The 24,021-nt window shown below is 54.4% G+C and carries 20 protein-coding genes and 1 tRNA gene; all 21 read right to left on the bottom strand.

Going from position 1 to position 24,021, the window contains the following annotated elements; all coding sequences use genetic code 11:
- Positions 1-2: 2 nt before the first annotated feature.
- Positions 3-1,628, bottom strand: a complete 1,626-nt coding sequence (locus T363_RS0102605; protein ID WP_031472970.1) for a recombinase family protein — start codon at positions 1,626-1,628, stop codon at positions 3-5.
- Positions 1,625-2,377, bottom strand: a complete 753-nt coding sequence (locus tag T363_RS14950) for a recombinase family protein (protein WP_051643041.1) — start codon at positions 2,375-2,377, stop codon at positions 1,625-1,627. The genes T363_RS0102605 and T363_RS14950 overlap by 4 nt, the downstream gene beginning before the upstream one ends.
- Positions 2,377-3,615 carry a recombinase family protein gene (locus T363_RS0102595; protein WP_051643040.1) on the bottom strand — a complete coding sequence of 413 codons (1,239 nt, stop codon included), beginning with the start codon at positions 3,613-3,615 and terminating at the stop codon, positions 2,377-2,379. Before T363_RS0102595 ends, T363_RS14950 begins: the two co-directional genes overlap by 1 nt.
- Complete coding sequence (locus T363_RS0102590) at positions 3,615-4,736, bottom strand: DUF6329 domain-containing protein (RefSeq protein WP_031472964.1); 1,122 nt, start codon at positions 4,734-4,736, stop codon at positions 3,615-3,617. The genes T363_RS0102595 and T363_RS0102590 overlap by 1 nt, the downstream gene beginning before the upstream one ends.
- Complete coding sequence (locus T363_RS0102585; RefSeq protein WP_031472962.1) at positions 4,733-5,929, bottom strand: antirestriction protein ArdA; 1,197 nt, start codon at positions 5,927-5,929, stop codon at positions 4,733-4,735. Before T363_RS0102585 ends, T363_RS0102590 begins: the two co-directional genes overlap by 4 nt.
- Positions 5,929-6,627 (bottom strand): hypothetical protein, encoded by a 699-nt coding sequence (locus tag T363_RS14945; protein WP_031472959.1) that lies wholly within the window; start codon positions 6,625-6,627, stop codon positions 5,929-5,931. The genes T363_RS0102585 and T363_RS14945 overlap by 1 nt, the downstream gene beginning before the upstream one ends.
- A gap of 68 nt (positions 6,628-6,695) precedes the next feature.
- Positions 6,696-7,370, bottom strand: a complete 675-nt coding sequence (locus T363_RS0102575) for a hypothetical protein (RefSeq protein WP_031472957.1) — start codon at positions 7,368-7,370, stop codon at positions 6,696-6,698.
- 344 nt (positions 7,371-7,714) lie between these two features.
- A tRNA-Leu gene (locus tag T363_RS0102570) sits at positions 7,715-7,801 on the bottom strand.
- 92 nt (positions 7,802-7,893) lie between these two features.
- Positions 7,894-9,273: a sodium-dependent transporter gene (locus tag T363_RS0102565; RefSeq protein WP_031472956.1), complete on the bottom strand. Its 1,380-nt coding sequence runs from the start codon at positions 9,271-9,273 to the stop codon at positions 7,894-7,896.
- A gap of 75 nt (positions 9,274-9,348) precedes the next feature.
- Positions 9,349-9,849: a tRNA adenosine(34) deaminase TadA gene (tadA, locus tag T363_RS0102560; RefSeq protein ID WP_031472954.1), complete on the bottom strand. Its 501-nt coding sequence runs from the start codon at positions 9,847-9,849 to the stop codon at positions 9,349-9,351.
- Between the two features lie 8 nt (positions 9,850-9,857).
- A complete protein-coding gene (locus T363_RS0102555) occupies positions 9,858-10,937 on the bottom strand; it encodes a hypothetical protein (RefSeq protein ID WP_031472952.1) in 1,080 nt (359 codons plus the stop codon).
- Between the two features lie 128 nt (positions 10,938-11,065).
- On the bottom strand, positions 11,066-12,130 hold the full coding sequence (gene mreB / locus T363_RS0102550) for a rod shape-determining protein (protein WP_051643039.1): 1,065 nt from the start codon (positions 12,128-12,130) through the stop codon (positions 11,066-11,068).
- A gap of 128 nt (positions 12,131-12,258) precedes the next feature.
- The gene (gene recD2, locus T363_RS0102545) at positions 12,259-14,520 is read right to left on the bottom strand and encodes an SF1B family DNA helicase RecD2 (protein ID WP_051643038.1); all 2,262 of its coding nucleotides are present in this window, start codon (positions 14,518-14,520) and stop codon (positions 12,259-12,261) included.
- Positions 14,517-14,816 (bottom strand): hypothetical protein, encoded by a 300-nt coding sequence (locus T363_RS0102540; RefSeq protein ID WP_031472946.1) that lies wholly within the window; start codon positions 14,814-14,816, stop codon positions 14,517-14,519. Before T363_RS0102540 ends, recD2 begins: the two co-directional genes overlap by 4 nt.
- Before the next feature lie 147 nt (positions 14,817-14,963).
- Entirely contained in the window at positions 14,964-15,161 is a 198-nt protein-coding gene (locus T363_RS0102535; RefSeq protein WP_031472944.1) for a hypothetical protein, read from the bottom strand.
- Positions 15,162-15,264: 103 nt separating this feature from the next.
- Entirely contained in the window at positions 15,265-16,470 is a 1,206-nt protein-coding gene (gene tuf, locus T363_RS0102530) for an elongation factor Tu (RefSeq protein WP_031472942.1), read from the bottom strand.
- A 79-nt stretch (positions 16,471-16,549) separates the two neighbouring features.
- Positions 16,550-18,652, bottom strand: coding sequence for an elongation factor G (fusA, locus tag T363_RS0102525; RefSeq protein ID WP_031472940.1), 2,103 nt, complete (start codon positions 18,650-18,652; stop codon positions 16,550-16,552).
- A 35-nt stretch (positions 18,653-18,687) separates the two neighbouring features.
- The gene (rpsG, locus tag T363_RS0102520; RefSeq protein WP_031472938.1) at positions 18,688-19,158 is read right to left on the bottom strand and encodes a 30S ribosomal protein S7; all 471 of its coding nucleotides are present in this window, start codon (positions 19,156-19,158) and stop codon (positions 18,688-18,690) included.
- Positions 19,159-19,447: 289 nt separating this feature from the next.
- Positions 19,448-19,867: a 30S ribosomal protein S12 gene (gene rpsL, locus T363_RS0102515; RefSeq protein WP_031472936.1), complete on the bottom strand. Its 420-nt coding sequence runs from the start codon at positions 19,865-19,867 to the stop codon at positions 19,448-19,450.
- A 59-nt stretch (positions 19,868-19,926) separates the two neighbouring features.
- Positions 19,927-20,169, bottom strand: coding sequence for a ribosomal L7Ae/L30e/S12e/Gadd45 family protein (locus T363_RS0102510; RefSeq protein ID WP_031472934.1), 243 nt, complete (start codon positions 20,167-20,169; stop codon positions 19,927-19,929).
- Positions 20,170-20,439: 270 nt separating this feature from the next.
- Positions 20,440-23,973, bottom strand: a complete 3,534-nt coding sequence (gene rpoC, locus T363_RS0102505; protein ID WP_031472932.1) for a DNA-directed RNA polymerase subunit beta' — start codon at positions 23,971-23,973, stop codon at positions 20,440-20,442.
- Positions 23,974-24,021 lie beyond the last annotated feature (48 nt).

Here is a 24,021-nt window from a genome sequence, read left to right as displayed (position 1 = left end):
CATTATATCATATCCTGGTCGACTTGAACGCCGCCCCGGAGGTATACCGTGATTTTCTCGGCAGAGTGGACTTTGACCGTATCCACCAGCTGCCGGATGAGGGCTTCATCCCATTCACAGATATGGCAGGATGCCTGTTCCATAGCGGCTGCCGCATCCTCTATGCGCTGGACTGCCTGTGTGTTATTTTGCCGCTGTTCCTCTATGTAGGCTCGCTTTTCTTTTAATTCGGCAGCCTCATTCATAATTCCTCGCAGCTGGGCGGTGTATGCCTCGGCATCCTTAGTTCGTGCGGCTTCTGCCACCAGCTCTCGAGTCAGGTTGTTCAGCTCGTCCAGCCGCTGTTCGATTGCCGCAAGACTTATGCTCTCACCGGGTACCGGGGCCAGCTCCACCTCCATGGCGGCTGTGATTTGCCGGATAAGAGAGCTCTTTTGACTCATGACGGAATTGATAGCGGCGAGGATCGACCGCTGGAGAGGTTCCTCATCCAGCGTGGGCGAGTTGTGGCAGTATTTTGTCCCATAGTCCAGGCGGCTGACACAGCGCCATACCACACGCTTTTTGCCGCCCTTGGACCAGGTGCATCTGCGGTACAGCGTTCCGCATTCACCGCAGACCAGCCGCTCAGAGAGGGCATACTTGCTGGTGTAGGATGTCATGCCGGTAGGTGCATTCTTTTTGGAGGGGCTCTTTCCGGCACTGCGCCGCGCTATCTCTGCCTGTACGGCATCGAAGGTTTTGCGATCTACAATCCCGTCATGGTGATCCTGTACCAGATACATGGGGAGCTGTCCGGTATTGCGAATGACCTTTCGGCTGATGCAGTCGCTGATATAGGTTTTCTGCAGCAGAACATCTCCGCAATATTTCTCGTTTCGCAAGATACTGCGGATAGTTGTGATGGTCCATTGAGCTTTTCCTGACACATTGGGGATCTGTTCAGCCTCCAACCGCTCCTTGATTATCCGAAGGCTGGCACCGGTCAGGTATTGATGGTAAATTGACCGCACCACCTCGGCCTGCTCCGGGATGATTTTAGGATTTCCGTCCTCGCCCTTTTCGTAGGCATAGAGGCGGTCGTACTGAATGATGGCTTTTCCTTCCCGCATGGCCTGGCGCTTGCCCCAGCGGACATTGGCGCTGATGCTCTCACTTTCAGCCTGGGCAAAAGCTCCCAGCATGGTGATGAGGATCTCGCTGTCTGCTTCCAGGGTATTGATGTTTTCTTTTTCGAAGATTACTGCGATGCCAAGCTCTCGCAGGGCACGAATGTAGTTCAGGCAGTCCACCGTATTTCTGGCGAAGCGGGAGATGGATTTGGTCAGGACAATGTCGATTTTCTTTTGCTTGCACATCCAGATCATCTTCAGGAATTCAGGTCGTTTTCGGGCCGAGGTGCCTGTGATACCCTCGTCAGCAAAGATCCCGGCCATAGTCCAGTCGCAGTTGGTCATGATCTTGTCGGTGTAGTGGTTCTGCTGGGCTTCATAGCTGGTGAGCTGCTCCTCATCGTCGGTGGAGACACGGCAGTATGCAGCCACACGAAGCTGCCGCTTAATAGTCTGCTGGGTTGCGGCCTCCGGCTTTGCAGGAATGGTAATCACTTTAGGCGGGCTTTCTCTCATACTGTTTCACTTCTTCCTATTATTTGATGGTTTTTTAATTGGATGTCCATGGTTCCATCTCTATAGCACAGGATGGCTGAGACGGAACTTTGAAGCAATTCAGCGTCCAGCTCGGTCATAAACTCATGCTTGGAGAATAGCTTACGGAGCCGGATGGTTTCATACTGGTTCGGATCTATGGCACTGTATTGTGCTGCAGCGATGGCCAGAATGAGATTCTGAGCTGCATCCTCATCGATTGGCTGTTGGTCCATCACGGTATCCAGTTCCCTTTTCAACGCCTGCACTGGGGTTTGGGGCAGATGTTCCGACTCTGGAAGCGTGATGCGTTCTGGTGATGTAATCAGACCATTGAGCAGGTTCAGCACCTGCTGTTCCATCTGCTCTGTGGCGGTATGGCCGCTCAGCCGGCGCAGGAGCTTTTGCGCTTCTGTTTTTTGTACAGGAGCTTGTTTCGCACTCCGCTTTTCAAGGACTCTATTCAATGTCTCCTGATCGGTAATAGCGGGATAACCACCTTCTCCAGTGTAGCGATGATCCTCCAAAATACGGGCGACCATGTTTTTGTTCCATAGCTTCCCCTCGTCATAGGGAATTGGCTGCTCCCGCAGTTGGGCCACTAATGCGTTGAAGGAGGCACCGGATAGGTACTGTTGGAAGATATACTCCACCAGTTTTGCTTCTTGGGCGTGGAGAACAATTTCCCCCATTTTCACTTGGTAACCAAAGGGCTGCTTTCGGATGCCCATTACCGCACCGTCCTCTCTATGATCTCGACCAGCTCCAATCCGTTTTTCAGGCGGAAGCGGAGCTGTTCGCTGCTGTCTACGATGATTTTGTCAATGAGTTCACCGAACAGCTCCGCATCGAAGTCATCAAGGAAGTCCGGCCCTGCATCCAGTATTTCCATCAGTTCCCGCGTTTGGGCGATGGTGCTATCGCCATCGGCGACCAGCAGGCGTTCCTTTTTCAGCTTTGCGGTACGGAGCTGTTCGGTCAGCTCGTTGTTTTGGGATATAAAAAAGTCAGGATCAATGAGTCCTTGCTCTTTCAGAGCGGCCAGCATTTGATTCTGACTTGTTAATTCAGATATTTGTTTGTTGAGTTCAATGACATCCAGACTCCATAGCATTCGACGGTTGCGGATTGCCTGGAGTGAGTTGAGCATTTGGGTGAGGATAGCTTCACCGTGTATCTTGAGATTGTAATGCAGTCGAAGGAATGCCCTGCGAATTTCTGCATCAGGCACTTGCGTAACAGGGCAGCTCTGGATGTCCTCATTGTGCTTCCTGCAGCTCCAAAAAACTTTCCCATGGCTGACTTTCTTTCGAAAGGATGTTCCGCACTGACCACAGAATACTTTTTGATCGAAGGGGGATCTATTTTCGGGGCATACTTCTCGTTTTGCGCGTTGCCCAAGGAGCATCTGAACTGCGTCAAATTCTTCTTTCGTGATAATTGCTGGGTGTGTTGCCTCGGCATAATACATTTCCTTTTCACCACGGTTTCGCACCATCACGGGAGGAAACGCATCTGTCATATATGTTTTTTGCCATAGCGAATCACCGACATATCGCTCGTTGGAGAGCATATATCGTATGGAGGTTTTATGCCAGATAATTTCGGCATTGTCCTTCCGCTTTGGTATTGATAAGAGCTTTCCCAAATCTTGCTCAGAAAGAGCAACGGCGGTGAACTTGATGAAGGTCAGATAATAAGGGGGATTCAGCAGAGCGAAGACCTCATGGGCATTCTCGGCGCTGTCGATTTGCTTCCCGACCGTACTACGCCATTTAGTACAGTCGTCTGCGTTGTTGACCAGGTCGACTATGGAAAGGCTGCCGTCTTTATTTCGGAGTGCGGTAATTCCGGAGTTCGTGAAGGGGTGGCTCACAATCATGGGGGAAAAGGCAGTCTGTTGAATTCGCACATCCAGGAGGGCGTGCGCCAGCAGCTTTACTCGGCGCAAATCGGTTTCGTGGGCCATCAGGAAAGGCCTCCCATTTCTAACGCCCGCGTTTCTTCTGAGAAGGGACTGCTGCACCGGCGAATAAGGCCGAATTCTGTGCGCCGTACACCATCCTCTGTCATAGCGTCTTCGCCCAGCTTCTCAAAATCCATATACCCGTCGATGGTATCGATCAGCTCGTCATCAGCGCCAATGCGCCGCAAGACGGTTTGGCCGTATTCGTAGGTGTCCTCGGTGATGCGCTCGTAGTTGTCCAAATTCATGGCGTAGTGGAGAGCGTCCTGCATGGTTTCCGGCTGCTCCACAGAAAGAACCGATAGATATTTCATCAACTCGCCGTCTTCAAACCGTATCCCTTCGATTGCCCACGCCAATTCGTTTGCATCTTCCACACAAGCCCCAGCGGTGGGAACATACTCGTCCATGTAGGGTACTGCAAATGACACCTTTGTGATCGCTGCTTCCGCAAAGCATTCGATTCGCAGTATTCTTTTTACTTGCTCCAATTCCTCCTTAGTTGCCGGAAGATAGGCACTCGCTTGCGCTTGGGAGGAGGTGAGTTCAAGCTGAATCTGCGCCTCTTTCTCTCTGACATGCTCCATGTCCTGCCTGCGGAGCACATAACCGGCATGAGTGTAGGCACCGCCATGCTCGGCGTAGTATTCTGCACCGATTTTTGCGAAGTCCAGGTAGGGCCAGGCCGCTTCGGGAAATCTGGGGTCCCCATTCATCTGGCCGGCAACGGCGACATAGCGGCCAAGCGTCACATCTGAATTAACATTGGGAATGAGAATGTAGTCCGACACCTGTTCCGCTACACGGATAACATCATTGAGATTATTGATGCTGCTGCCATCCAATGCACCGGCGTAGATGTTCTGCTCACGGGAGTCCATTTGTGCAATGATGCTGGAGAGCCGATTCAGCTGTGCAAGCTGCGTTCTGGAATCCGGGTCAAGTCCGCTGAGATAGGACGGCAGATTGGCGATAACGCTTTTGATCTCGACAATCTCTGTCTTTCCAGCTCCACTGGCCTGATCAAGCTGGCTGGACGCTTCTGCAATGGCGCTGGAAGATGCAGGCAAATTAAGGTGGACAATGACGGGACTCCCACTTCGTTTTAGAGAGAGTTGGATCATGTCATGCCTCCCATTTGAAAATCCTGTTCCCGCTGGTAGGCTTCTGCTGGATCGTCCGCCATCAATTCCTCCAGGCTCAGCGTACCCTGGTAGGCAATGTAGCCGCGGTCGGTGAACATACCGGATTCCTGATCCATGTGCAGCAGGCCGTATCTCTCGTAGTCATAGAACTCGTCCAAGTTGGGGTCGTATTCAAAATGGCCGGACTTCTGGATCATGTATTTTCCGTATTCCGCAGGGGTATGAGCACCAGGGGCAAATTCAAAGAGATCCAGATTCTCGGCCAGACGACAGATCTGATTGGCACACTCCGGTCCGGCTATGCTCACAGCAGCACCCAGTTTGATGCAGTCATCATGGGAGAGTTTACCCACGGCCTGCGCCAAATCGTTGAGTTCATAGATGTCTTCACAGCGAAAGTCCAGTGCCACATCCACTTCCTCCGGGAACATGCTATCACCCATGCGGAAACACATATCCTTGGAATCGACAATGCCGCTGCGCTGTATGGCACGCTCGATTTGTCCTTTGGATGCGGGGAGGTATATCCAGGTGACATTTTTGGTATTCTCTGGTTCCTGCCGGGAAACCAGCCCCACCATGATCATATCCGCTTCATAGTGGTAGCCGGGGAGATGCTTTCCATCGTAGAGCTGCGAGAGCTGCATACCGTTGTCATAGACCACGCCGTAGCGTGTAACAGTACCTTTGTTGCCTTCAATCAGAAGAATTGCCGTTTCCTCACCATCCAGATGTTCCAACTCATCAGTGCTGGCACATCCACCGTGGGTATTCAGATAGTGGCTGCGGCCAACGGTTGCCAGATCAGAAAAATCTGTAATGACCGTTGCCTGCTGGCAGCAGAAGGTCAGGTTGATGAGATCCTTCATGCTGGTGAGATTCAGCTTTTCAGCCATCGCCTGAAATTGAGAAAACTCACCCACATCAAAGCTGTCCAACCGCTTGGCCAAATAGTCCAGCTCGTCCAAATTGACCTTAGTGCCTGTCAGTCGATTCAGCACAGGCCAGGCGCTGTCGAGCGTGTCCACACGGCAGTCGGCTTCTGAGACATGGCCGATTTCCAGTGTATTCAACAGCTCAATACAGCGGTCGTATTGTCCTCGGGGAATGGGGAACGGGATTGTTGCAACGCCGTATTCCGGGTGGTCGGCGTTGCTCAAAACTGCTTCCATCAACAAATTGCATCACCTTTCTTCCTGTCAAAATTCAATATCACATCTCCGTATTTGGCCAGAAGCAGAGCGCAGATAATCAGTTGGAACGCCTCATCTGTGACCAATTCACGGGATGCGAGATCGGCAATGGTAATGTTTTGGCTGCCGGTAGAAATTGACTTGGCTGCCTGATAAACGCTGTAAAGCTCCGGCACGATGCCGGCGAGCTGGACGGAGTCAAAATCGAAGCCATCATCTTCGACTTTCCAAATCACCCTGCGCCAAATATCATCGTAGGCTGTCAGGAGGAACAGCGCCGCTTGGTTTCGCTGTGATAATCGCCGATAGCGTGTCCGCCAGTGCATCCAGCGGTTGCGGTGTTCGTCAGAACGGAAGGAGCGCAGAGGATACGGGTATATCTCCTGTGCCAATCGCTTCCAAAGCCTCATTCTCAGCTTGCCACGGAGGCAGTCCTGAATTACTTTCTCAAGGCTGAGCGTTCCGGCCTCGATTCGTTCCCCCAGGCAAATGCATTCGCATAACGGGCAGAGATTTTCCTGAGAGTAGTTCGTGCAATACTGGCAATCGACATCTTTGGCCTGATAGCGAAATGCGGGTCGGCGCAGGCCGTGACCTCTGGGCTTGAAATTGGGCGGGGTCATCATCTGCTGCTCCAGATGGAACAGCGGCGTATCCCGCATGAAGTAGCGTGTCATGGGTGGCGAGCTCCTTTCAGTGGAAAAAGCGCCGGAGTCTTACTTCAAAAACTCCGGCGCTCGGTGTATTACATTGTCAGTTCCTGGCTTTGAGAATCCGTAGAGTGCTGCTCCTGCTCATTGATGTGATCCAGAATATTGGGCATTCCGCTCAGGATCTGTTCCTGAACGCCTTTGATGCATTGCTCCTGGTCGTAGGTCAAATCGAATCCGGTGTCCAGGGTATCAGCACAGCAGCGGTAAATTTCAGTAAGCTGTGCCTCATTGAATACCTGCTGTTTCGAGATGAGACCGGACCGGGTGGCAAAGTCCTGCTTGGCGCCCGAATAGTTTTCCTGAAAGTAGCGTCCGTAGCTAAGACCTGTGCGGTCAAAGTTCCAGTCCCAGGTAACAAAGTGGACACCATATTGGGTCGGATGTCCGGCCAGAACCGTTCCGTTGAAATCAGCCAGTACCTTGAAATCTCCCGACAGCCCCTGAGCCTTCAGCGGGGGAGCCTGTTCCATCAAGGTCATGTACTCCTGCACCATGCAGGCCAGATTGGTAGCCCGCTCACAGGCATGGTCCCGTTCCGAAGTGGCCACATCCTCTTGCCAGTAGCGAACACCTCCGCCCTCTGTGATTCGGCAGAGAGGACTGCCGTCCCATTCCACCGGGAGGAGATCATCCTGTTCCGGCTGTGTGGTGAAACCTTCTCGTCCAAGCACCGTGCAAAGCTCTCGGAAAAATTGTTCTCTATCCATCTTGTTTTACCTCCTGAATCTTAGCGCCCTTTTTGAAATGGTCTGAAAATGAAAAAGGGCGCCAATCGATTGGTCCATCACGACCAACAAATTGACGCCCCAAACTTTGTGTATTCTACTGGCAGAAAAATAGCGCCCTTTTTGAAAAATACTGCTTCAAAAAGGGCGCCACATGGTTTTGATTTTGCCAACCTCTGAGCAGAGGAGGGTTCGAGTCCCACCAGTTAGGGGAAAACAGTGGTTGGCATCTATGGAATCATCCGTGAATTTTCGAGGGGAAAAAGCCTGGAAACGGTTGATGCCACTGGCTTTTCGCCAGTGGCATCTATACCGTTTCGCTATTATGGTGCCGGTGACCGGACTCGAACCGGTACGGTGTCGCCACCGGTGGATTTTGAGTCCACTACGTCTACCAATTCCATCACACCGGCATATCAGTGCAGCGCGGGGTGCGATTGGTACTCTACCGCGCCTTGGTTATTATACCACGCTGCACCGCATTATTCAAGAAAAATTTTGCGTTTTACGAGAACAACAGCATGACCTTATCCTTAATGCCAAGTACAAAAATTACCAGCACAATAACTGGCAGGATATAGCTGACATAAAAGCGAATCCCGTCCTTGACCTTAAGGCCGCCGCCCTCGTTGGCCTCCTCCTTGAAATTCTTCCAGCCCCATCCGTAACGGGTGGTACAGAACAGCAGATACACCAGCGAACCCAGCGGTAGCCAGATGTTGGAAACCAAGAAGTCCTCGAGGTCCAGCACGTTCGACCCCGGGCCGAAAGGCGTGAAGCCAGAAAGCACATTAAAGCCCAGTACGCACGGAATGGACAATACAATGACCAATACCGTATTGAACAGCGCAACCTTCTTGCGGGAAGCACCTGTCAGATCCATGCAGCAGGACATGATGTTTTCAAACACCGCAAGCACCGTCGAAAATGCGGCAAACGCCATGAATACAAAAAACAGGCTGCCCCACAAACGCCCCATCGGCATGTGGTTGAAGATATTGGGCAGGGTGACAAAAATCAGGTTCGGGCCGCTGTCCGGCGAAACGCCGAATGCAAAGCACGCCGGGAAGATAATCAAGCCCGCGGTAAACGCCACAAACGTATCCAGAATGGCTACACTGACCGCCTCACCCATGAGTGCGCGCCCCTTACCAATATAGCTGCCGAAAATCGCCATCGCACCGATACCGAGCGAAAGCGTGAAGAAGGACTGGTTCATCGCACCGACGATCACATTGATGATGCCGGCCTCCTTCATATTCTCCAGATTGGGAATCAGGTAGAACTTAAGGCCCTCGCCTGCGCCCTCGGTCAGCACGCTGTTAATCGCCAGCAGCACCATGATCGCCAGCAATGCGATCATCATTACCTTGGTCACGCGCTCCAAACCGCCCTGCAGGCCGAACGAGTTGATCGCAAAGCCAACCACAACAACAACAACCATCCAGCCAGCCATCACGCCCGGCTGACTGAGCATTTCACCAAATACCGCGCCTACCTGCTCGGTATCCGCGCCGACAAACTTGCCGCTTGCCGTCAAGTAGAAATAATGCAGCATCCAGCCGCACACGGTAGTATAAAACATCATCAGCAGATAGTTGCCGATCATCGCCAAATAACCGTGAATGTGCCACTTGCTGCCCGGCTTTTCCAGCGTCTGATATGCCCGTACCGGGCTTTTCTGGCTGGCTCGGCCGACTGCAAATTCCATTGTCATAATCGGCAGACCGAGAATGATCAGGAACAAGATATAAAACAGTACAAACGCGCCGCCGCCGTACTGACCAACCATCCACGGAAATTTCCAAACATTGCCCACGCCAATCGCACAGCCCGCCGAAAGCAGGATGAAACCGAGACGCGAGCCCAGTCGTTCTCTTTGCATCACTTACTTACCCCTTATGTTTTCTTGCATCTATGTAAAACGTCATCGACGTTTGCTTTCTGCCTTCCGGCTGCCCTATGAAACAGTTTCGCTGTTTTGTCCGGCACGCTGCCGCTCTGCCTTCCGTTTTTCCCGCAGAGAACGGAAAAAATCCCGCAGCACGGCGGCACATTCCACGTCCATCAGCCCAGACACAACCTCCGGCCTATGGTTATATGGCAGCTCAAACAGATTAACCAGCGTTCCGCACGAGCCGGCCTTGGGGTCAGACGCGCCGTAATACACGGTTTTGATCCGCGCATTGATGATCGCCCCCGCACACATCGGACACGGTTCCAGCGTGACATACAGATCACACTTGTGCAGCCGCCACCCGCCAAGCTTTTTACACGCTTTTTCAATCGCCTCAATTTCGGCATGATGCAGCGCATTTTTTTTGCTCTCGCGCCGGTTACGGCCGCGTCCAACGATTTTCCCCTCACACACAACCACTGCACCGACAGGAACCTCGCCTTCTTCCGCTGCCTTTTGTGCCAAACGAAGGGCTGCCTTCATATACTTTTCCTGTTCGGTCATGGTCCTCCTCAAATCTGCGCGAGCAGCCGGGTCTTTGCCTGTTCAAATTCCACGCAGCTTACCCAGCCCTTTTCGCATAAATCCGCCAGAACCGCGATCTGCTCGGCCGGTGTCGGCTGTCGGTCGGACAGTGCCGCTTCGTCGAACTCCTTTTCCGGCACCATCGCGTCAAACGCAGCAAGGCTGTCCGGAGAAAACTGCAGATCGTAGGTTTTGCCGTCCATGCGCACGCACAACTCGACGTAGCGCTCATCGTGCTCGATCTGTTCGGTACGGATTGGCTCTGAGCTGACTGCGGCTTCAATCGCATGTCCGTGTTGATTGAACGATAACGGATGCATCCAGCCCGCCCAGTAAGCTGCCGACCGGTCAACGCTCACCCTGCCGCCGGACACACGCGTTTCAGTACGCACGCCGCCGCACAGCCGGTAAAACCGCACTGCTGCCGCAGGCAGGCGGCCGATCGCGACCGTTTTCTCCCCGCCGCCGTAGATATTGCGCTTATTATGTACAAAAATGAGCTCATCCGCATCTCGGAATACCTGCATTGATGTGTATCCCTTGGGGAACAGCTCGCCGCCCTGCCCACATTTGATCTCAAACACTGGCCCGGTGCAGTCCGCAAAGTCATACACCGCACGGAAACGGGCAAGCCCATGCTCTATCAGGTACGGGATCGCGCGCTCGGTCTGGTCAGCGGTCAAAGCCATCCGCCCATGTCCGGGCACATGCAGCCCAATGCACGCATCAGGCTTTTTGTAGACCGTAAAAATACCCTCCGCGCGAATGGGCGTATGTTCCTCGCTCATCCGGCGCACATCCGCCTGTCCCAGTGAGATGCGGATCTCGCGCGCAGCGTCCAGCGTTTCTTTCGGCGTGCCGCTCCGCTCGTGCAGCGGGAACAGCATCACAGCGCCGTCCACCGCCGCAAGCCACCACGCGCCGCCGTCTGCATCATGCAGCCGGATCGGCTGGTATCCCTCAAAGGCCCGGCGGCGTGCTTCGTACGCCTCCCGCGCCTGATACAGTGGATTGGGTTCCGGCCGCTCTTCATTGGCATCGTCCCTATTCCAGCCAAACAGACTCATATGCTCCATCTCCCATCAAAAACCCCCGTCTTGCAGCGGGTGTTGAAGCACTCCGGCGAGGACACGCAGAAACAGGCTGTCTCCACTCCCTAGGCACAGCACATCCCGGTGCCCGCCTACAGGTGAAGTTACTGCATCATCTGGCGCTGACGAGACAGGTTCATCGTGCCGTCCTGCATGCCAGCCAGATTTTCCAAGCAGTTTCCCGTACCGTATGCCACACAGGAGATTGCTTCATCCGCCACATGCGTCGGGATACCGGTTTTGGATGCCACAAGCTTATCAAAGCCCCAAATCAGCGAACCGCCGCCCGTCATCACGATGCCATTGGTCGAAATATCGCCGGTCAGTTCCGGCGGTGTACGCTCAATGACCCAATGGATCGCCTCTACAATCGTTGCGGAAACCTCCTCAAGCGCATCAAGGATTTCAGTCGAATTGACAGTAAAGGTACGCGGCAAACCAGTCATCAGGCAGCGGCCCTTCACTTCCATCGAGACCTCCTCGGTGCGCGGATAAACACAGCCGATCGTTTTCTTGATCAGCTCCGCCGTGCGCTCACCGATCAGTGCATTATGCTTGCGGCGCACGTACTTGACGATTGCCTCATCAAACTTGTCGCCTGCGATTTTGATCGAAGTCGATTCCACGATGCCACCCAGCGAAATAACCGCAACATCGGTCGTACCGCCGCCGATATCCACGACCATATTGCCGTCCGCCTTTGCAATATCGATACCCGCACCGATGGCCGCCGCGACCGGTTCCTCAATCAGGAATACACGCTTGGCGCCTGCCTGCGTACCGGCATCGATCACGGCGCGCTCTTCTACTTCCGTAATGATGGAGGGAACACAGATTACCACATTGGGCTTGAACAGACGGAAACCCTGCACCTTGCGAATAAATTCCTTGATCATACGTTCGGTCATCTCATAATCCGAGATAACGCCTTCCCGCAGCGGACGGATGGCAATAATATTGCCCGGCGTGCGGCCCAGCATTTTCTGTGCCTCCGCACCAACCGAAAGGATCTTGCCGGATACCTTATCCACCGCAACGACCGAAGGTTCATTGAGCACAACGCCCTTCCCTTTTACATAGACCAGCACGGTCGCCGTGCCAAGATCAATGCCGATATCGCTGGAGAACAGGGAAAACTTTTTCGCTATCGTTTCCAGAAAAGAAGCCATAATCTTCATTCATCCTTTTTTCATCTTTGCTGACGCAATTACAGTACTTTATATTATACCTTATAGCCGCTGTATTTTTCAAGACTATTTGAGAAATTCCTCCGCATCCGACTGCATTTCCCACGCTTTTACGATTTTTCTACGGTTTCCGTGCGCAGCCGCGCCTTAAGTGCGCTGTATCGCCGCCCCTTCTGGTTATTTCCGGCCATGTAGGCAACCACGTCCTGACTGCCGACGATCACCAGCAGCTGCTTGGCCCGTGTGATGGCTGTATACAGGATATTACGCGTCAGCAGCCGCCGCGGCAGTCCGTCCGACAGTGCCAGCACCACCGCATCAAATTCACTGCCCTGCGATTTATGTACCGTTACCGCATAAGCCAGTTCCAACTCACCCAGCATATCAAAGGTATAGGTAGCAACCCGGTCATCATATCGAATGACAAGGCACTCCTGCTGCGGGTATATCCGCACGATTTCACCCACATCGCCGTTGAATACCCCTGTGCCCGGTTCGCCGTCACTTTCCCGCTCCCAGATGATATCATAATTATTGCGCACCTGCATCACGCGGTCGCCCTCCCGGAAGATCCAATCCCCAAAGCGCTTTTCCCGCTTATCCTCCGCAGGCGGATTGAGCGCTTCCTGCAGACGGCGGTTCAGGGCGATCGTACCGCTTCCCTGCCGTTTGGCTGGAGAAAGCACCTGAATCTGCGAAGGAGTAAAGCCATAATGGTTCGGCAAGCGCACCGCACACAGCTGCGCGACCGTTTCGATCACGGACGCCGTATCCGACCGACGCAAAAAGAAAAAATCCCCCTCTGCACTCGACGGCTTGGGCAGTTCACCTGCGTTGACCGCGTGCGCATTCATGACGATATCAGACTGCTGCGCCTGCCGGAAAATCTCCGTCAGCTGAATGGTCGGCACACGGTGCGAGCCTATGATATCCCGCAGAAAGTTGCCCGGCCCCACCGGCGGCAGCTGATCGGCATCGCCTACCAGAACCAGCCGCGCACCGTGCGGCAATGCGCTCAGCAACGCCTGCATCAGCGTAATATCCACCATGGAAACCTCGTCCAGAATCACAGCGTCACACTCCAGCGGATTGGTCACACTGCGGGCAAATACCGTACGCCCGCCGGGCGCGAACCCGGCCTCCAACAGCCGGTGAATGGTTTTGGCCTCCATCCCGGTCAGATCCGCCAGCCGTTTGGCAGCGCGTCCGGTTGGCGCAGCCATCAGAGTATTCAGTCCCAGCGCTTCAAATACCTGCAAGATACCGCGCACCGTTGTGGTCTTGCCGGTACCCGGTCCACCGGTCAGAATCACCAGTCCGCTGCGTGCAGCAGCCGCGATTGCCCGTTGCTGCTGCACCGAAAATGGGAATTCCTGATCGAGAGCCAATGCCTGTAGTAGTTCGTCCACATCAAAATCATATTCATAGTTGCGCTCCGCCATGTAGCGCAGCATTTCCGCCAGATAGGCCTCTGCATCATACATATCCCGCAGGTAGACCGCATCCCGCCCGGCGATATGCTCACACACCAGTTGTCCGCGTGTACGCAGACGTTCTATTGCCTGCTCAGCACGCGCATCATCGAACACCACATCGTCATCGGATAGCAACGCGCACACCGCATGAATCAGCTTTTCCACAGGAATAAAGGTATGCCCGTTGTCCAAATTAAAGGATAGCGTATACAACACACCCGCATCCGCGCGTTCCTCACTCAGCAGAGACAGTCCCAACTCCATCGCAAGACCGTCTGCGACCTTAAAATCCACATCATAGTACGAATCACACAGCAGGTACGGATTTTCGCACAGCGCATCGATCGCGCTGTCGTGCAGCCGCTTATACAGCAGCGGTGTCAGCGCGACCGGCAGATGATGCTCACTTAAAAAGTCCATCAGCAGACGCATCTCACTCTGCTCAACAAACTGCCGGCCAATCTCACGGGCTTTTTTTTCCGTGATTCCGCGGATCGCTGTCAGCCGTTCGGGGTCGTGCGCCAGCACATCAAAGGTGTCTTCTCCGAACTTCTCCGCGATCCGCGCCGCCAGCCGAGGCCCGATCCCGCGGATCACACCCGACCCCAGATATTCCGCGATTCCACGTGCTGAACTAGGCAGACGCCGTTCAAATGCCTCGGTCGAAAACTGCTCCCCGTAGGAAGGATGGGTCACCCAAAGGCCTGTCAGAATGACTTCCTCTCCCAGTCCAATATTGGGGAACGTTCCTGTGGCAGTGACCTCTGCCCCATCCTCTGCCGAAAGGCGCAGCACAGCATAGCCATTTTCCTGATTATAAAAAACAATCTGCTCTACCGTGCCGCGAATCAATACATATGCTCGTTCGTCCACATCCACCGTTCCTTTTCCGCTCATTCCAAATACATAATATCCTGCCGCGCCGCAAGATGTTTCGCAATATTCTGCCCCTTGCCGCTGCCGGTTTCCACAAAAATAATCGACAACCCCGGCAGGAACTGGCGGCGCACATGCACCGCCGCACGGATCCACTGTTCCGCCGCCGCATCGCAGCCGTCACCATACAGGGTCAATTCTGCCGTGCCGTCCCGGCGCAGCATATATGCCGCGATCCACTCATAAATCTCATGCAGTATGCTATAAAAGCCTACTGCCGCCAGCACTGCCAGCACTGATTGCCAGAAAACAGACATCGTTCTCCCCTCCTGCCTTCAGCTTATGCACGCAGGAAGCCGGGCGTGTGCATCTCAGTCTTTTCTATTTTATCACAGAACACGCAGCATGTAAAACCCAAGCAGACCGATCCGGCACAGTGGATGTCACTGTGCCGGATCACCTCTTCAGGTTTGGTGCCTGATGCACCACTCCGTCAGATCCTCACTGTTTGTACCCCGCATCGGATGAGAACGTCCGCAATGGCGCTCATGCGGCGGCAATGCGATCCCGTCAGGCACTTCTTCTCCTGCACAGGAGGAAGACACGTCGTCCTGCTTCAGAGCACTTTCCTCATCCGGGTGTACTTTTTCTTTTCGCTTCATACAAAACACCTCCCTGCTCTTATTCTGCCGCAAAAGACGCAGAATAGGGCAGGAAAAAGCTCCCATGTACGAAACATGGGAGCTTTGAAGATTCCTTATGGAATTAGTCAGCGTTTACCTTGGTAACAACGCCGGAACCTACGGTGCGGCCACCCTCACGGATAGCGAAACGCAGGCCTTCCTCGATAGCGATCGGGGTGATCAGCTCAACGTCCATCTCAACGTTGTCGCCCGGCATGCACATCTCAACGCCTTCCGGCAGGGAGATAACACCGGTAACGTCGGTGGTACGGAAGTAGAACTGCGGACGGTAGTTGTTGAAGAACGGAGTGTGGCGGCCGCCCTCTTCCTTCTTCAGAACGTATACCTGTCCGTGGAACTTGGTGTGCGGGTGAATGGAACCCGGCTTAGCCAGAACCTGACCGCGCTCGATGTCGGTCTTCTGGATACCACGGAGCAGAGCGCCGATGTTGTCGCCAGCCTCAGCGTAGTCCAGCAGCTTGCGGAACATCTCAATGCCGGTAACAACGGTCTTGCGGGGAGCGTCCATCAGACCTACGATTTCAACTTCCTCGCCCATCTTCAGCTGGCCGCGCTCAACACGACCGGTAGCAACGGTGCCGCGGCCGGTGATGGAGAATACGTCCTCAACCGGCATGACGAACGGCTTGTCAGCCGCACGGTCCGGAGTCGGGATATACTCGTCAACAGCAGCCATCAGCTCCTGAATGCAAGCGTACTCGGGAGCATTCGGGTCGGTGGAATCAGAGGTCAGAACGCCAAGAGCGGAACCACGGATAACCGGGATGTCGTCGCCCGGGAAGTCGTAGGAGGACAGCAGCTCGCGGATCTCCATCTCTACGAGATCGAGCAGCTCCTCGTCGTCAACCTGATCAACCTTGTTCATGAAAACAACGATATACGGAACGCCTACCTGACGAGCCAGCAGGATGTGCTCGCGGGTCTGCGGCATCGGGCCGTCAGCGGCAGAAACTACCAGAATAGCGCCGTCCATCTGAGCAGCACCGGTGATCATGTTCTTAACGTAGTCAGCGTGACCCGGGCAGTCAACGTGTGCGTAGTGGCGGTTCGCGGTGTGGTACTCAACGTGAGAGGTGTTGATGGTGATGCCGCGCTCCTTCTCTTCCGGCGCCTTGTCGATCGAGTCGTAAGCCTGATACTCAGCATCGCCAGCCAGAGCCAGAACCTTGGTGATCGCAGCGGTCAGAGTGGTCTTGCCATGGTCAACGTGGCCGATGGTGCCGATGTTAACGTGCGGCAGAGAGCGGTCAAATTTTTCCTTTGCCATTTTGGAAATCCTCCTCGTAAAATGAATTCATAGTCATGTGAGTTTATTCTACTGCAACTCGGAAAAAATTGCAATAGGTTTAGTTGTTTTTGTTGCGCGCATCCATGATCTTCTCTTGGATGTTCTTCGGAACCTCAGTGTAATGGCTGGGCTGCATGGTGTACTGACCGCGGCCCTGCGTGGAAGAACGCAGCGCAGTCGCATAACCGAACATCTCGGAAAGCGGCACCGCAGCACCGATTGCCTGCACGCCGCCGCGCGGCTCCATACCCTGGATCTGGCCGCGGCGGGCATTCAAGCCGCCGATAACGTCGCCCATATAGTCCTCAGGCACCATAACGTCAACCTGCATGATCGGCTCCATCAGAACCGGATCTGCCTTCCTCATCGCTTCCTTGAACGCCATAGAACCGGCGATCTTGAATGCCATTTCAGAAGAGTCAACTTCGTGGTAAGAACCGTCATACAGCGTGACCTTTACGTCAACTACCGGGTAGCCGGCCAGAATACCAGCCTGCATTGCACCCTGAATACCCTGATTAACAGGTTCGATATATTCCTTCGGGATCGCACCGCCGACAACCTTGTTGATGAACTCATAGCCCTTACCGGACTCGTTCGGCTCAACAATGATCTTAACATGGCCGTACTGACCCTTGCCACCGGACTGACGGGCATACTTCATGTCAACATCAGCCGAGCGGCGAATGGTCTCCTTATAAGCAACCTGCGGCTCGCCTACGTTTGCCTCTACCTTGAATTCACGCAGCAGACGGTCAACGATGATCTCGAGGTGCAGCTCACCCATACCGGCAATGATGGTCTGACCGGTTTCCTCATCGGTCCAAGTCTTGAAGGTCGGATCCTCTTCTGCCAGCTTGGCCAGCGCGATGCCCATCTTCTCCTGACCGGCCTTGGTCTTCGGCTCGATCGCAACACGGATAACCGGATCCGGGAAGTTCATAGACTCCAGAACGATCGGGTGCTTTTCGTCGCACAGGGTATCGCCGGTAGTGGTATTCTTCAGACCGACTGCAGCAGCAATATCGCCCGAGTAAACGATTTCGATATCCTTACGGGAATTTGCATGCATCTGCAGGATACGGCCCATACGCTCACGGTTGCCCTTGGTTGCATTGAGCACCGAAGAGCCGGCCGTCAGCGTACCGGAATACACGCGGAAGAAAGTCAGACGACCAACATACGGGTCGGTCATGATCTTAAACGCGAGTGCAGAGAAAGGCTCGTCATCAGAAGAATGACGAACATCCTCTTCTTCGGTCTCCGGGTTCACACCCTTGATGTCCGGAACATCGGTCGGTGCCGGCATATAGTCGATAACTGCGTCCAGCAGCGGCTGTACGCCCTTCATACGATAGGAAGTGCCGCACAGAACCGGGATGATCTCAACGTTGCACACGCCCTTACGCAGCGCTGCCTTGAGCTCGTCCACAGTAATCTCCTCGCCTTCGAGGTACTTCATCATAAGCTCCTCGTCCAGCTCGCAGATGGACTCAACCATCGCCTCGTGGTATTCCTGCGCCTGCTCCATCATATCCGCCGGGATGTCCTCGTCACGGATATCCTTGCCCATGTCGTCGTAGTAAACCTCGGCGCGCATGGTCATCAGGTCAACAATACCCTTAAAGGTCTCTTCCTTACCGATCGGAAGCTGGATCGGAACAGCATTGCACTTCAAACGGTCCTTCATCATCTGAACAACGTTGAAGAAATCCGCGCCCATGATGTCCATCTTGTTGACAAACGCCATGCGCGGTACATGATAGTCGTCAGCCTGATGCCAAACGGTTTCAGACTGCGGCTCTACGCCGCCCTTGGCGCAGAATACGGTCACCGAACCGTCAAGAACACGCAGGGAGCGCTGTACTTCAATGGTGAAGTCAACGTGACCCGGGGTGTCGATGATGTTGATGCGGTGCTCCGGATACTGCTGGCGGGAGCCGGACCAGTGGCAGGTGGTAGCAGCCGAGGTGATGGTAATACCACGCTCCTGCTCCTGCGCCATCCAGTCCATGGTGGCGGTACCGTCGTGGGTATCGCCTACCTTGTAGTTAACACCGGTGTAGTAAAGAATACGCTCGGTGGTAGTGGTCTTACCGGCGTCGATGTGCGCCATGATGCCGATATTTCTGGTTCTTTCCAGGGAATATTCTCTAGGCATATTGCTCTCCTTTCAAAAGCTCAGCGGACAGCAGATCAATAACGGTAGTGGGCGAACGCCTTGTTCGCTTCCGCCATCTTGTGCGTATCCTCGCGCTTCTTGACAGCACCGCCCAGATTGTTGCAGGCATCCATGATCTCGCCTGCCAGACGCTCGCGCATGGTCTTTTCAGAACGGGCGCGGGCATACTTGGTGATCCAGCGCAGACCCAGGGTCTGGCGGCGCTCCGGACGAACTTCCATCGGCACCTGATAGGTCGCGCCGCCTACACGGCGGGCCTTAACTTCAAGCGACGGCATGATGTTCTCCATCGCCTCGGTGAAAACCTCCAGCGGTTCACGTCCGGTCTTGTCGCGGACGATATCGAAAGCACCATAAACAACCTTCTGCGAAACGCCCTTCTTGCCGTCGAGCATGATCGAGTTGACCAGCTTGGTGACGAGCTTGGAATTATAAAGCGGATCGGGCAGAACGTCTCTCTTCGGGACATTACCTCTTCTTGGCACTTTACTTCCCTCCTTCAAAAATATTTGATTTCATAGGTACTCCGGCTGCTGCATTGCAACCGTTGTAATGCCTGTCCGAGGTAGTATACCCGTTTATCAATTAAATCGGATATAAAACGCCTCAGACAAAGCATGAGTGCTTTGCTGAAAAATTTAACCTTTTCGCAAAACGTGTGGGTAGCCTTACACAGTAAACAAGTATGATCGTGCAGATCGAGACGCAGACGCCTGCCGCGTACAAAGGTACGCAAAGGCGGCTGGAACGATGAGCTGCGCGGTCAGACGCCGTTTACTTGCCGGCCTTCGGGCGCTTCGCGCCGTACTTGGAGCGAGCCTGACGGCGGTTTGCAACACCCTGCGTATCCAGCGTGCCGCGGATGATGTGGTAACGGACACCAGGAAGGTCCTTTACACGACCGCCGCGAACCATAACAACAGAGTGCTCCTGCAGGTTGTGGCCTTCACCGGGGATGTAAGCGGAAACTTCCATCTGGTTGGTCAGCTTAACACGAGCAACCTTACGAAGCGCAGAGTTCGGCTTCTTCGGTGTCATGGTCTTAACCGTGGTGCAGACGCCGCGCTTCTGCGGAGCGGCCTGATCGGTAGCCTTCTTCTTCTGAGAGTTGTAGCCTACCTGCAGCGCCGGAGCCGTAGATTTGTAAACGACTGCCTCGCGACCCTTACGGACGAGTTGGTTAAAAGTTGGCATTTTATTTCCTCCTTCTTTCAAAAGTATTTATGAAAAGCGCTTTGCGCATTTCAACAGTATCAGCGCAGAACGGTAACAACAGCAGCGCCGACATCAATACCGGCTGCATCGCCCAGTTCTGCCATTGTGGTGATCTCGCTCACCTTGGTATCAGTTTCACTGCACAGCTCATAAATCGGACCGACCACGCGTTTTTCCGCATCCAACGCCACAAACACTTCGGCTGCCGCGCCGTCTTTGATCGCCTTTTGGGACTGCTTCACACCGATTACCTTGTGCGCCGTGCGAAGTTCTGAAAGCATATTAACCCTCCTATACGGCATACTACATTAGTATAATTGCTGACCGGTATGAAGTCAAGCACTTTTACAAGTTTTTTCACTTTTTTCTGCTTATGCAGCGTCCGTTCCGGTCACCCATTTCCCGGCAGGCATCCACCTGCTCAGTATATCCGTTTTTTTACGGGTTATACAGTTTTTCGCAGCAGATCCTACCCTCCCCATGTGTCACATCCAAAAGAGGCACCCTCTAACGGGTGCCTCTGCATATTGGCAGCTATCTGCTGTTATCTGTCAATCCAGATTGACAGTCTGTTCATAGTGACCGTCGCAGTACTCAGTCACACCCGAGCCTGCCGGGATCAGCTTACCGATGATAACATTTTCCTTCAGACCCATCAGCGGATCGACCTTGCCCTTGATGGCGGCATCGGTCAGCACGCGGGTGGTCTCCTGGAAGGAAGCGGCCGACATCCAAGAATCGGTTGCCAGCGACGCCTTGGTAATACCCATGAGCGTCGGCTCCGCCACCGCCAGACGCAGCCCCTCTTCTCCTGCATCGATCCGATCCTGCACCTTCTGGTTATAATCCTCAAACTCCAGCAGGTCCATCACCGAACCCGGCAGCACTTCGGCATCGCCCGCATCCTCTACACGAACCTTGCGCATCATCTGACGCACGATGACTTCAATATGCTTATCGTTGATGTCAACACCCTGCTGGCGGTAAACCTTCTGCACTTCCTTGATCTCATAATCGTGCACCGCACGCGGATCACATACACGCAGAATGTCATGCGGATTGAGCGAGCCTTCGTTCAGCTGGAAGCCCTGTTCAACCTCCTGCCCATCGGTCACGCGGATACCGGAAGAAGATGCGAGCTGGTAGGAGCGCATGTCTCCGGTCTGCGTATTGACGATATTGACCGTCTTGACTGTGGTGCGCTTGGACTCCTCAATATTGACCACGCCGCTGATCTCTGCCAGCGTTGCTGCCTTCTTGGGACGACGTGCCTCAAACAGCTCTTCTACACGGGGAAGACCCTGCGTAATATCCGAGCCGGCTACGCCGCCGGTATGGAAGGTACGCATCGTCAGCTGGGTGCCCGGCTCACCGATGGACTGTGCCGCGATGATACCAACGGCCTCGCCCTTGCCGACCAGCGTACCCATTGCCAGATTGATACCGTAACAGTGCGCACACACACCCTTACGCGCACGGCACTCAAGCACCGAACGGATCTGCACGCGGGTAACGCCTGCCGCGATCACCGCGTCCGCGTCCGCTTCGTTCATCATCTTGGTCTTGGGAACGATCACCGCGCCGGTCGCCGGATCACAGATATCATCGACCGGGAAACGTCCGAGCAAGCGCTCGCGCAGCGGCTCAATGATCTGATTGCCTTCCTTAATATCCTCAACCCAGATGCCCTTTACGGCGCCGCAATCATCCTCACGGATGATCACATCCTGCGAAACGTCAACCAGACGACGGGTCAGGTAACCGGAGTCCGCGGTACGCAGCGCGGTATCCGCCATACCCTTTCGAGCGCCGCGCGCTGCGATGAAGTATTCGAGCACGGACAGACCTTCACGGAAGTTGGACTTGATCGGGATCTCGATCGTCTTACCCGAAGTAGAGGCCATCAGGCCGCGCATACCGGCCAACTGACGGATCTGGTTAATCGAACCACGCGCACCGGAATCCGCCATCATATGGATCGGATTATAACGCTGCGCCTTCATATTGTCCTGCAGCTTGGCGGTTACCTTCTTGGTGGTTTCCTCCCACTCGGCAACTGTCAGGCGGTAACGCTCCTGATCGGTGATAAAGCCGCGCTTATAGCGCTTATCGATCTGCGCAACCTTCTTTTCGGACTCACGAATCAGGGTATCCTTGCCTTCCGGCACCAACATATCCGCAACCGCAACCGTCAGCGCACCCTTGGTGGAATACTTGTAGCCCATAGACTTGATCGAGTCGAGCACCTCTGCTGTTACATTAAAGCCGTGTACGCGGATACACTTGTCGATGATCTTGCCCAATTCCTTCTTGCCGCAGGTAAACATGATCTCCAGATCCAGCAGCTTATCGGGATCCGAACGATCCACAAAACCAAGATCCTGCGGAATGCGCTCGTTGAAGATCAGGCGGCCCGGGGTCGCGTCCACGATCTTGCTCATGGTATGGCCGTTGATCTCACGGCTCATGCGCACCTTGATGGGTGCATGGATACCGACAATGCCTTCGTTATACGCCATCAGCGCTTCATCCGCATTGCGGAACACCTTACCGGCGCCCGGCTCGGTATCGCGGTCAATGGTCAGGTAATAAGAACCCAGCACCATATCCTGCGACGGGATGGTGACCGGCTTGCCGTCCTGCGGCTTGAGCAGATTGTTCGCGGACAGCATGAGCAGACGCGCTTCCGCCTGCGCCTCGGCGGACAGCGGCACATGCACCGCCATCTGGTCACCGTCAAAGTCCGCATTGAACGCCGTACAGACAAGCGGATGCAGACGGATCGCACGGCCTTCCACCAGCACCGGCTCGAACGCCTGAATGCCCAGACGGTGCAGCGTCGGTGCGCGGTTCAGCATGACCGGATGACCCTTAATGATATTCTCCAGCACGTCCCAAACCTCAGGCTTGGCTCGCTCTACCATCTTCTTGGCCGACTTGATATTGGAAGCCGTGCCGTCCTCAACCAGTTTTTTCATAACGAACGGCTTGAACAGCTCGAGCGCCATTTCCTTCGGCAGGCCGCACTGGTAGATCTTGAGATCCGGACCGACGACGATAACCGAACGGCCGGAATAGTCAACACGCTTACCGAGCAGGTTCTGACGGAAGCGGCCCTGCTTGCCCTTGAGCATATCGGACAGGCTCTTCAGCGCGCGGTTGTTCGGACCGGTGACCGGACGACCGCGGCGGCCGTTGTCGATCAGGGCGTCCACCGCTTCCTGCAGCATACGCTTCTCGTTGCGCACGATGATATCCGGTGCGCCCAGCTCAAGCAGACGCTTGAGACGATTGTTGCGGTTGATCACGCGACGATACAGATCGTTCAGGTCGGAGGTCGCAAAACGGCCACCGTCCAGCTGCACCATCGGGCGGATCTCCGGCGGGATGACCGGTACCACGTCCATGATCATCCACTCCGGACGGTTGTGCGACAACCGGAAGGACTCGACGACTTCAAGACGCTTGATAATGCGCAGACGCTTCTGACCCGAGGACTCGCGCAGCTCCGCCGTCAGTTCCTTGGAAAGCTGCTCAAGATCCAGCTCCGCCAGCAGCTCCTTGATTGCCTCCGCGCCCATACCGGCACGGAAGTCATCCTCATACTTTTCACGCATATCGCGGTACTCCGTCTCGGTCAAGATCTGCTTTTTCATCAGCGGGGTATCGCCCGGATCAATAACAATATAGTTGGCAAAGTACAGAACCTTTTCCAGCACACGCGGGCTGATATCCAAAATCAGACCCATGCGGGACGGGATGCCCTTAAAATACCAGATGTGTGACACCGGCGCCGCCAGTTCGATGTGACCCATGCGCTCACGACGCACCTTAGCGCGCGTTACCTCAACGCCGCACTTATCACAAACCTTGCCCTTAAAACGAACCTTTTTATATTTACCGCAATGGCACTCCCAATCCTTGGTTGGGCCAAAGATACGCTCGCAGAACAGGCCGTCGCGTTCCGGCTTAAGCGTGCGGTAGTTGATGGTTTCGGGTTTCTTGACTTCACCGTACGACCATTCACGGATCAGCTCCGGGGAAGCCAGACCGATCTTGATGGCGTTAAACGTATGATATCCCATATATTTTCAGATGCTCCTTTTCCCTATTCACAGATGATTGTTACGATT

The sequence above is a fragment of the Agathobaculum desmolans ATCC 43058 genome (assembly GCF_000701665.1).
In the GTDB taxonomy this organism is placed as follows: Bacteria; Bacillota; Clostridia; order Oscillospirales; family Butyricicoccaceae; genus Agathobaculum; species Agathobaculum desmolans.
This window is presented reverse-complemented; position numbering and strand designations above follow the sequence as displayed.

What these genes read in the sequence shown, in the direction of transcription:
- T363_RS0102595 (WP_051643040.1), bottom strand. Translation starts at nt 3,615, where the DNA reads ATGGCCCACGAAACCGATTTGCGCCGAGTAAAGCTGCTGGCGCACGCC.
- T363_RS14950 (WP_051643041.1), bottom strand. Translation starts at nt 2,377, where the DNA reads ATGGGCATCCGAAAGCAGCCCTTTGGTTACCAAGTGAAAATGGGGGAA.
- T363_RS0102605 (WP_031472970.1), bottom strand. Translation starts at nt 1,628, where the DNA reads ATGAGAGAAAGCCCGCCTAAAGTGATTACCATTCCTGCAAAGCCGGAG.
- recD2 (WP_051643038.1), bottom strand. Translation starts at nt 14,520, where the DNA reads ATGAGCGGAAAAGGAACGGTGGATGTGGACGAACGAGCATATGTATTG.
- T363_RS0102555 (WP_031472952.1), bottom strand. Translation starts at nt 10,937, where the DNA reads ATGAGTCTGTTTGGCTGGAATAGGGACGATGCCAATGAAGAGCGGCCG.
- T363_RS0102575 (WP_031472957.1), bottom strand. Translation starts at nt 7,370, where the DNA reads ATGGATAGAGAACAATTTTTCCGAGAGCTTTGCACGGTGCTTGGACGA.
- tuf (WP_031472942.1), bottom strand. Translation starts at nt 16,470, where the DNA reads ATGGCAAAGGAAAAATTTGACCGCTCTCTGCCGCACGTTAACATCGGC.
- fusA (WP_031472940.1), bottom strand. Translation starts at nt 18,652, where the DNA reads ATGCCTAGAGAATATTCCCTGGAAAGAACCAGAAATATCGGCATCATG.
- T363_RS0102510 (WP_031472934.1), bottom strand. Translation starts at nt 20,169, where the DNA reads ATGCTTTCAGAACTTCGCACGGCGCACAAGGTAATCGGTGTGAAGCAG.
- T363_RS0102535 (WP_031472944.1), bottom strand. Translation starts at nt 15,161, where the DNA reads ATGAAGCGAAAAGAAAAAGTACACCCGGATGAGGAAAGTGCTCTGAAG.
- T363_RS14945 (WP_031472959.1), bottom strand. Translation starts at nt 6,627, where the DNA reads ATGACACGCTACTTCATGCGGGATACGCCGCTGTTCCATCTGGAGCAG.
- T363_RS0102565 (WP_031472956.1), bottom strand. Translation starts at nt 9,273, where the DNA reads ATGCAAAGAGAACGACTGGGCTCGCGTCTCGGTTTCATCCTGCTTTCG.
- T363_RS0102540 (WP_031472946.1), bottom strand. Translation starts at nt 14,816, where the DNA reads ATGTCTGTTTTCTGGCAATCAGTGCTGGCAGTGCTGGCGGCAGTAGGC.
- tadA (WP_031472954.1), bottom strand. Translation starts at nt 9,849, where the DNA reads ATGACCGAACAGGAAAAGTATATGAAGGCAGCCCTTCGTTTGGCACAA.
- mreB (WP_051643039.1), bottom strand. Translation starts at nt 12,130, where the DNA reads ATGGCTTCTTTTCTGGAAACGATAGCGAAAAAGTTTTCCCTGTTCTCC.
- rpoC (WP_031472932.1), bottom strand. Translation starts at nt 23,973, where the DNA reads ATGGGATATCATACGTTTAACGCCATCAAGATCGGTCTGGCTTCCCCG.
- T363_RS0102590 (WP_031472964.1), bottom strand. Translation starts at nt 4,736, where the DNA reads ATGATCCAACTCTCTCTAAAACGAAGTGGGAGTCCCGTCATTGTCCAC.
- T363_RS0102585 (WP_031472962.1), bottom strand. Translation starts at nt 5,929, where the DNA reads ATGGAAGCAGTTTTGAGCAACGCCGACCACCCGGAATACGGCGTTGCA.
- rpsL (WP_031472936.1), bottom strand. Translation starts at nt 19,867, where the DNA reads ATGCCAACTTTTAACCAACTCGTCCGTAAGGGTCGCGAGGCAGTCGTT.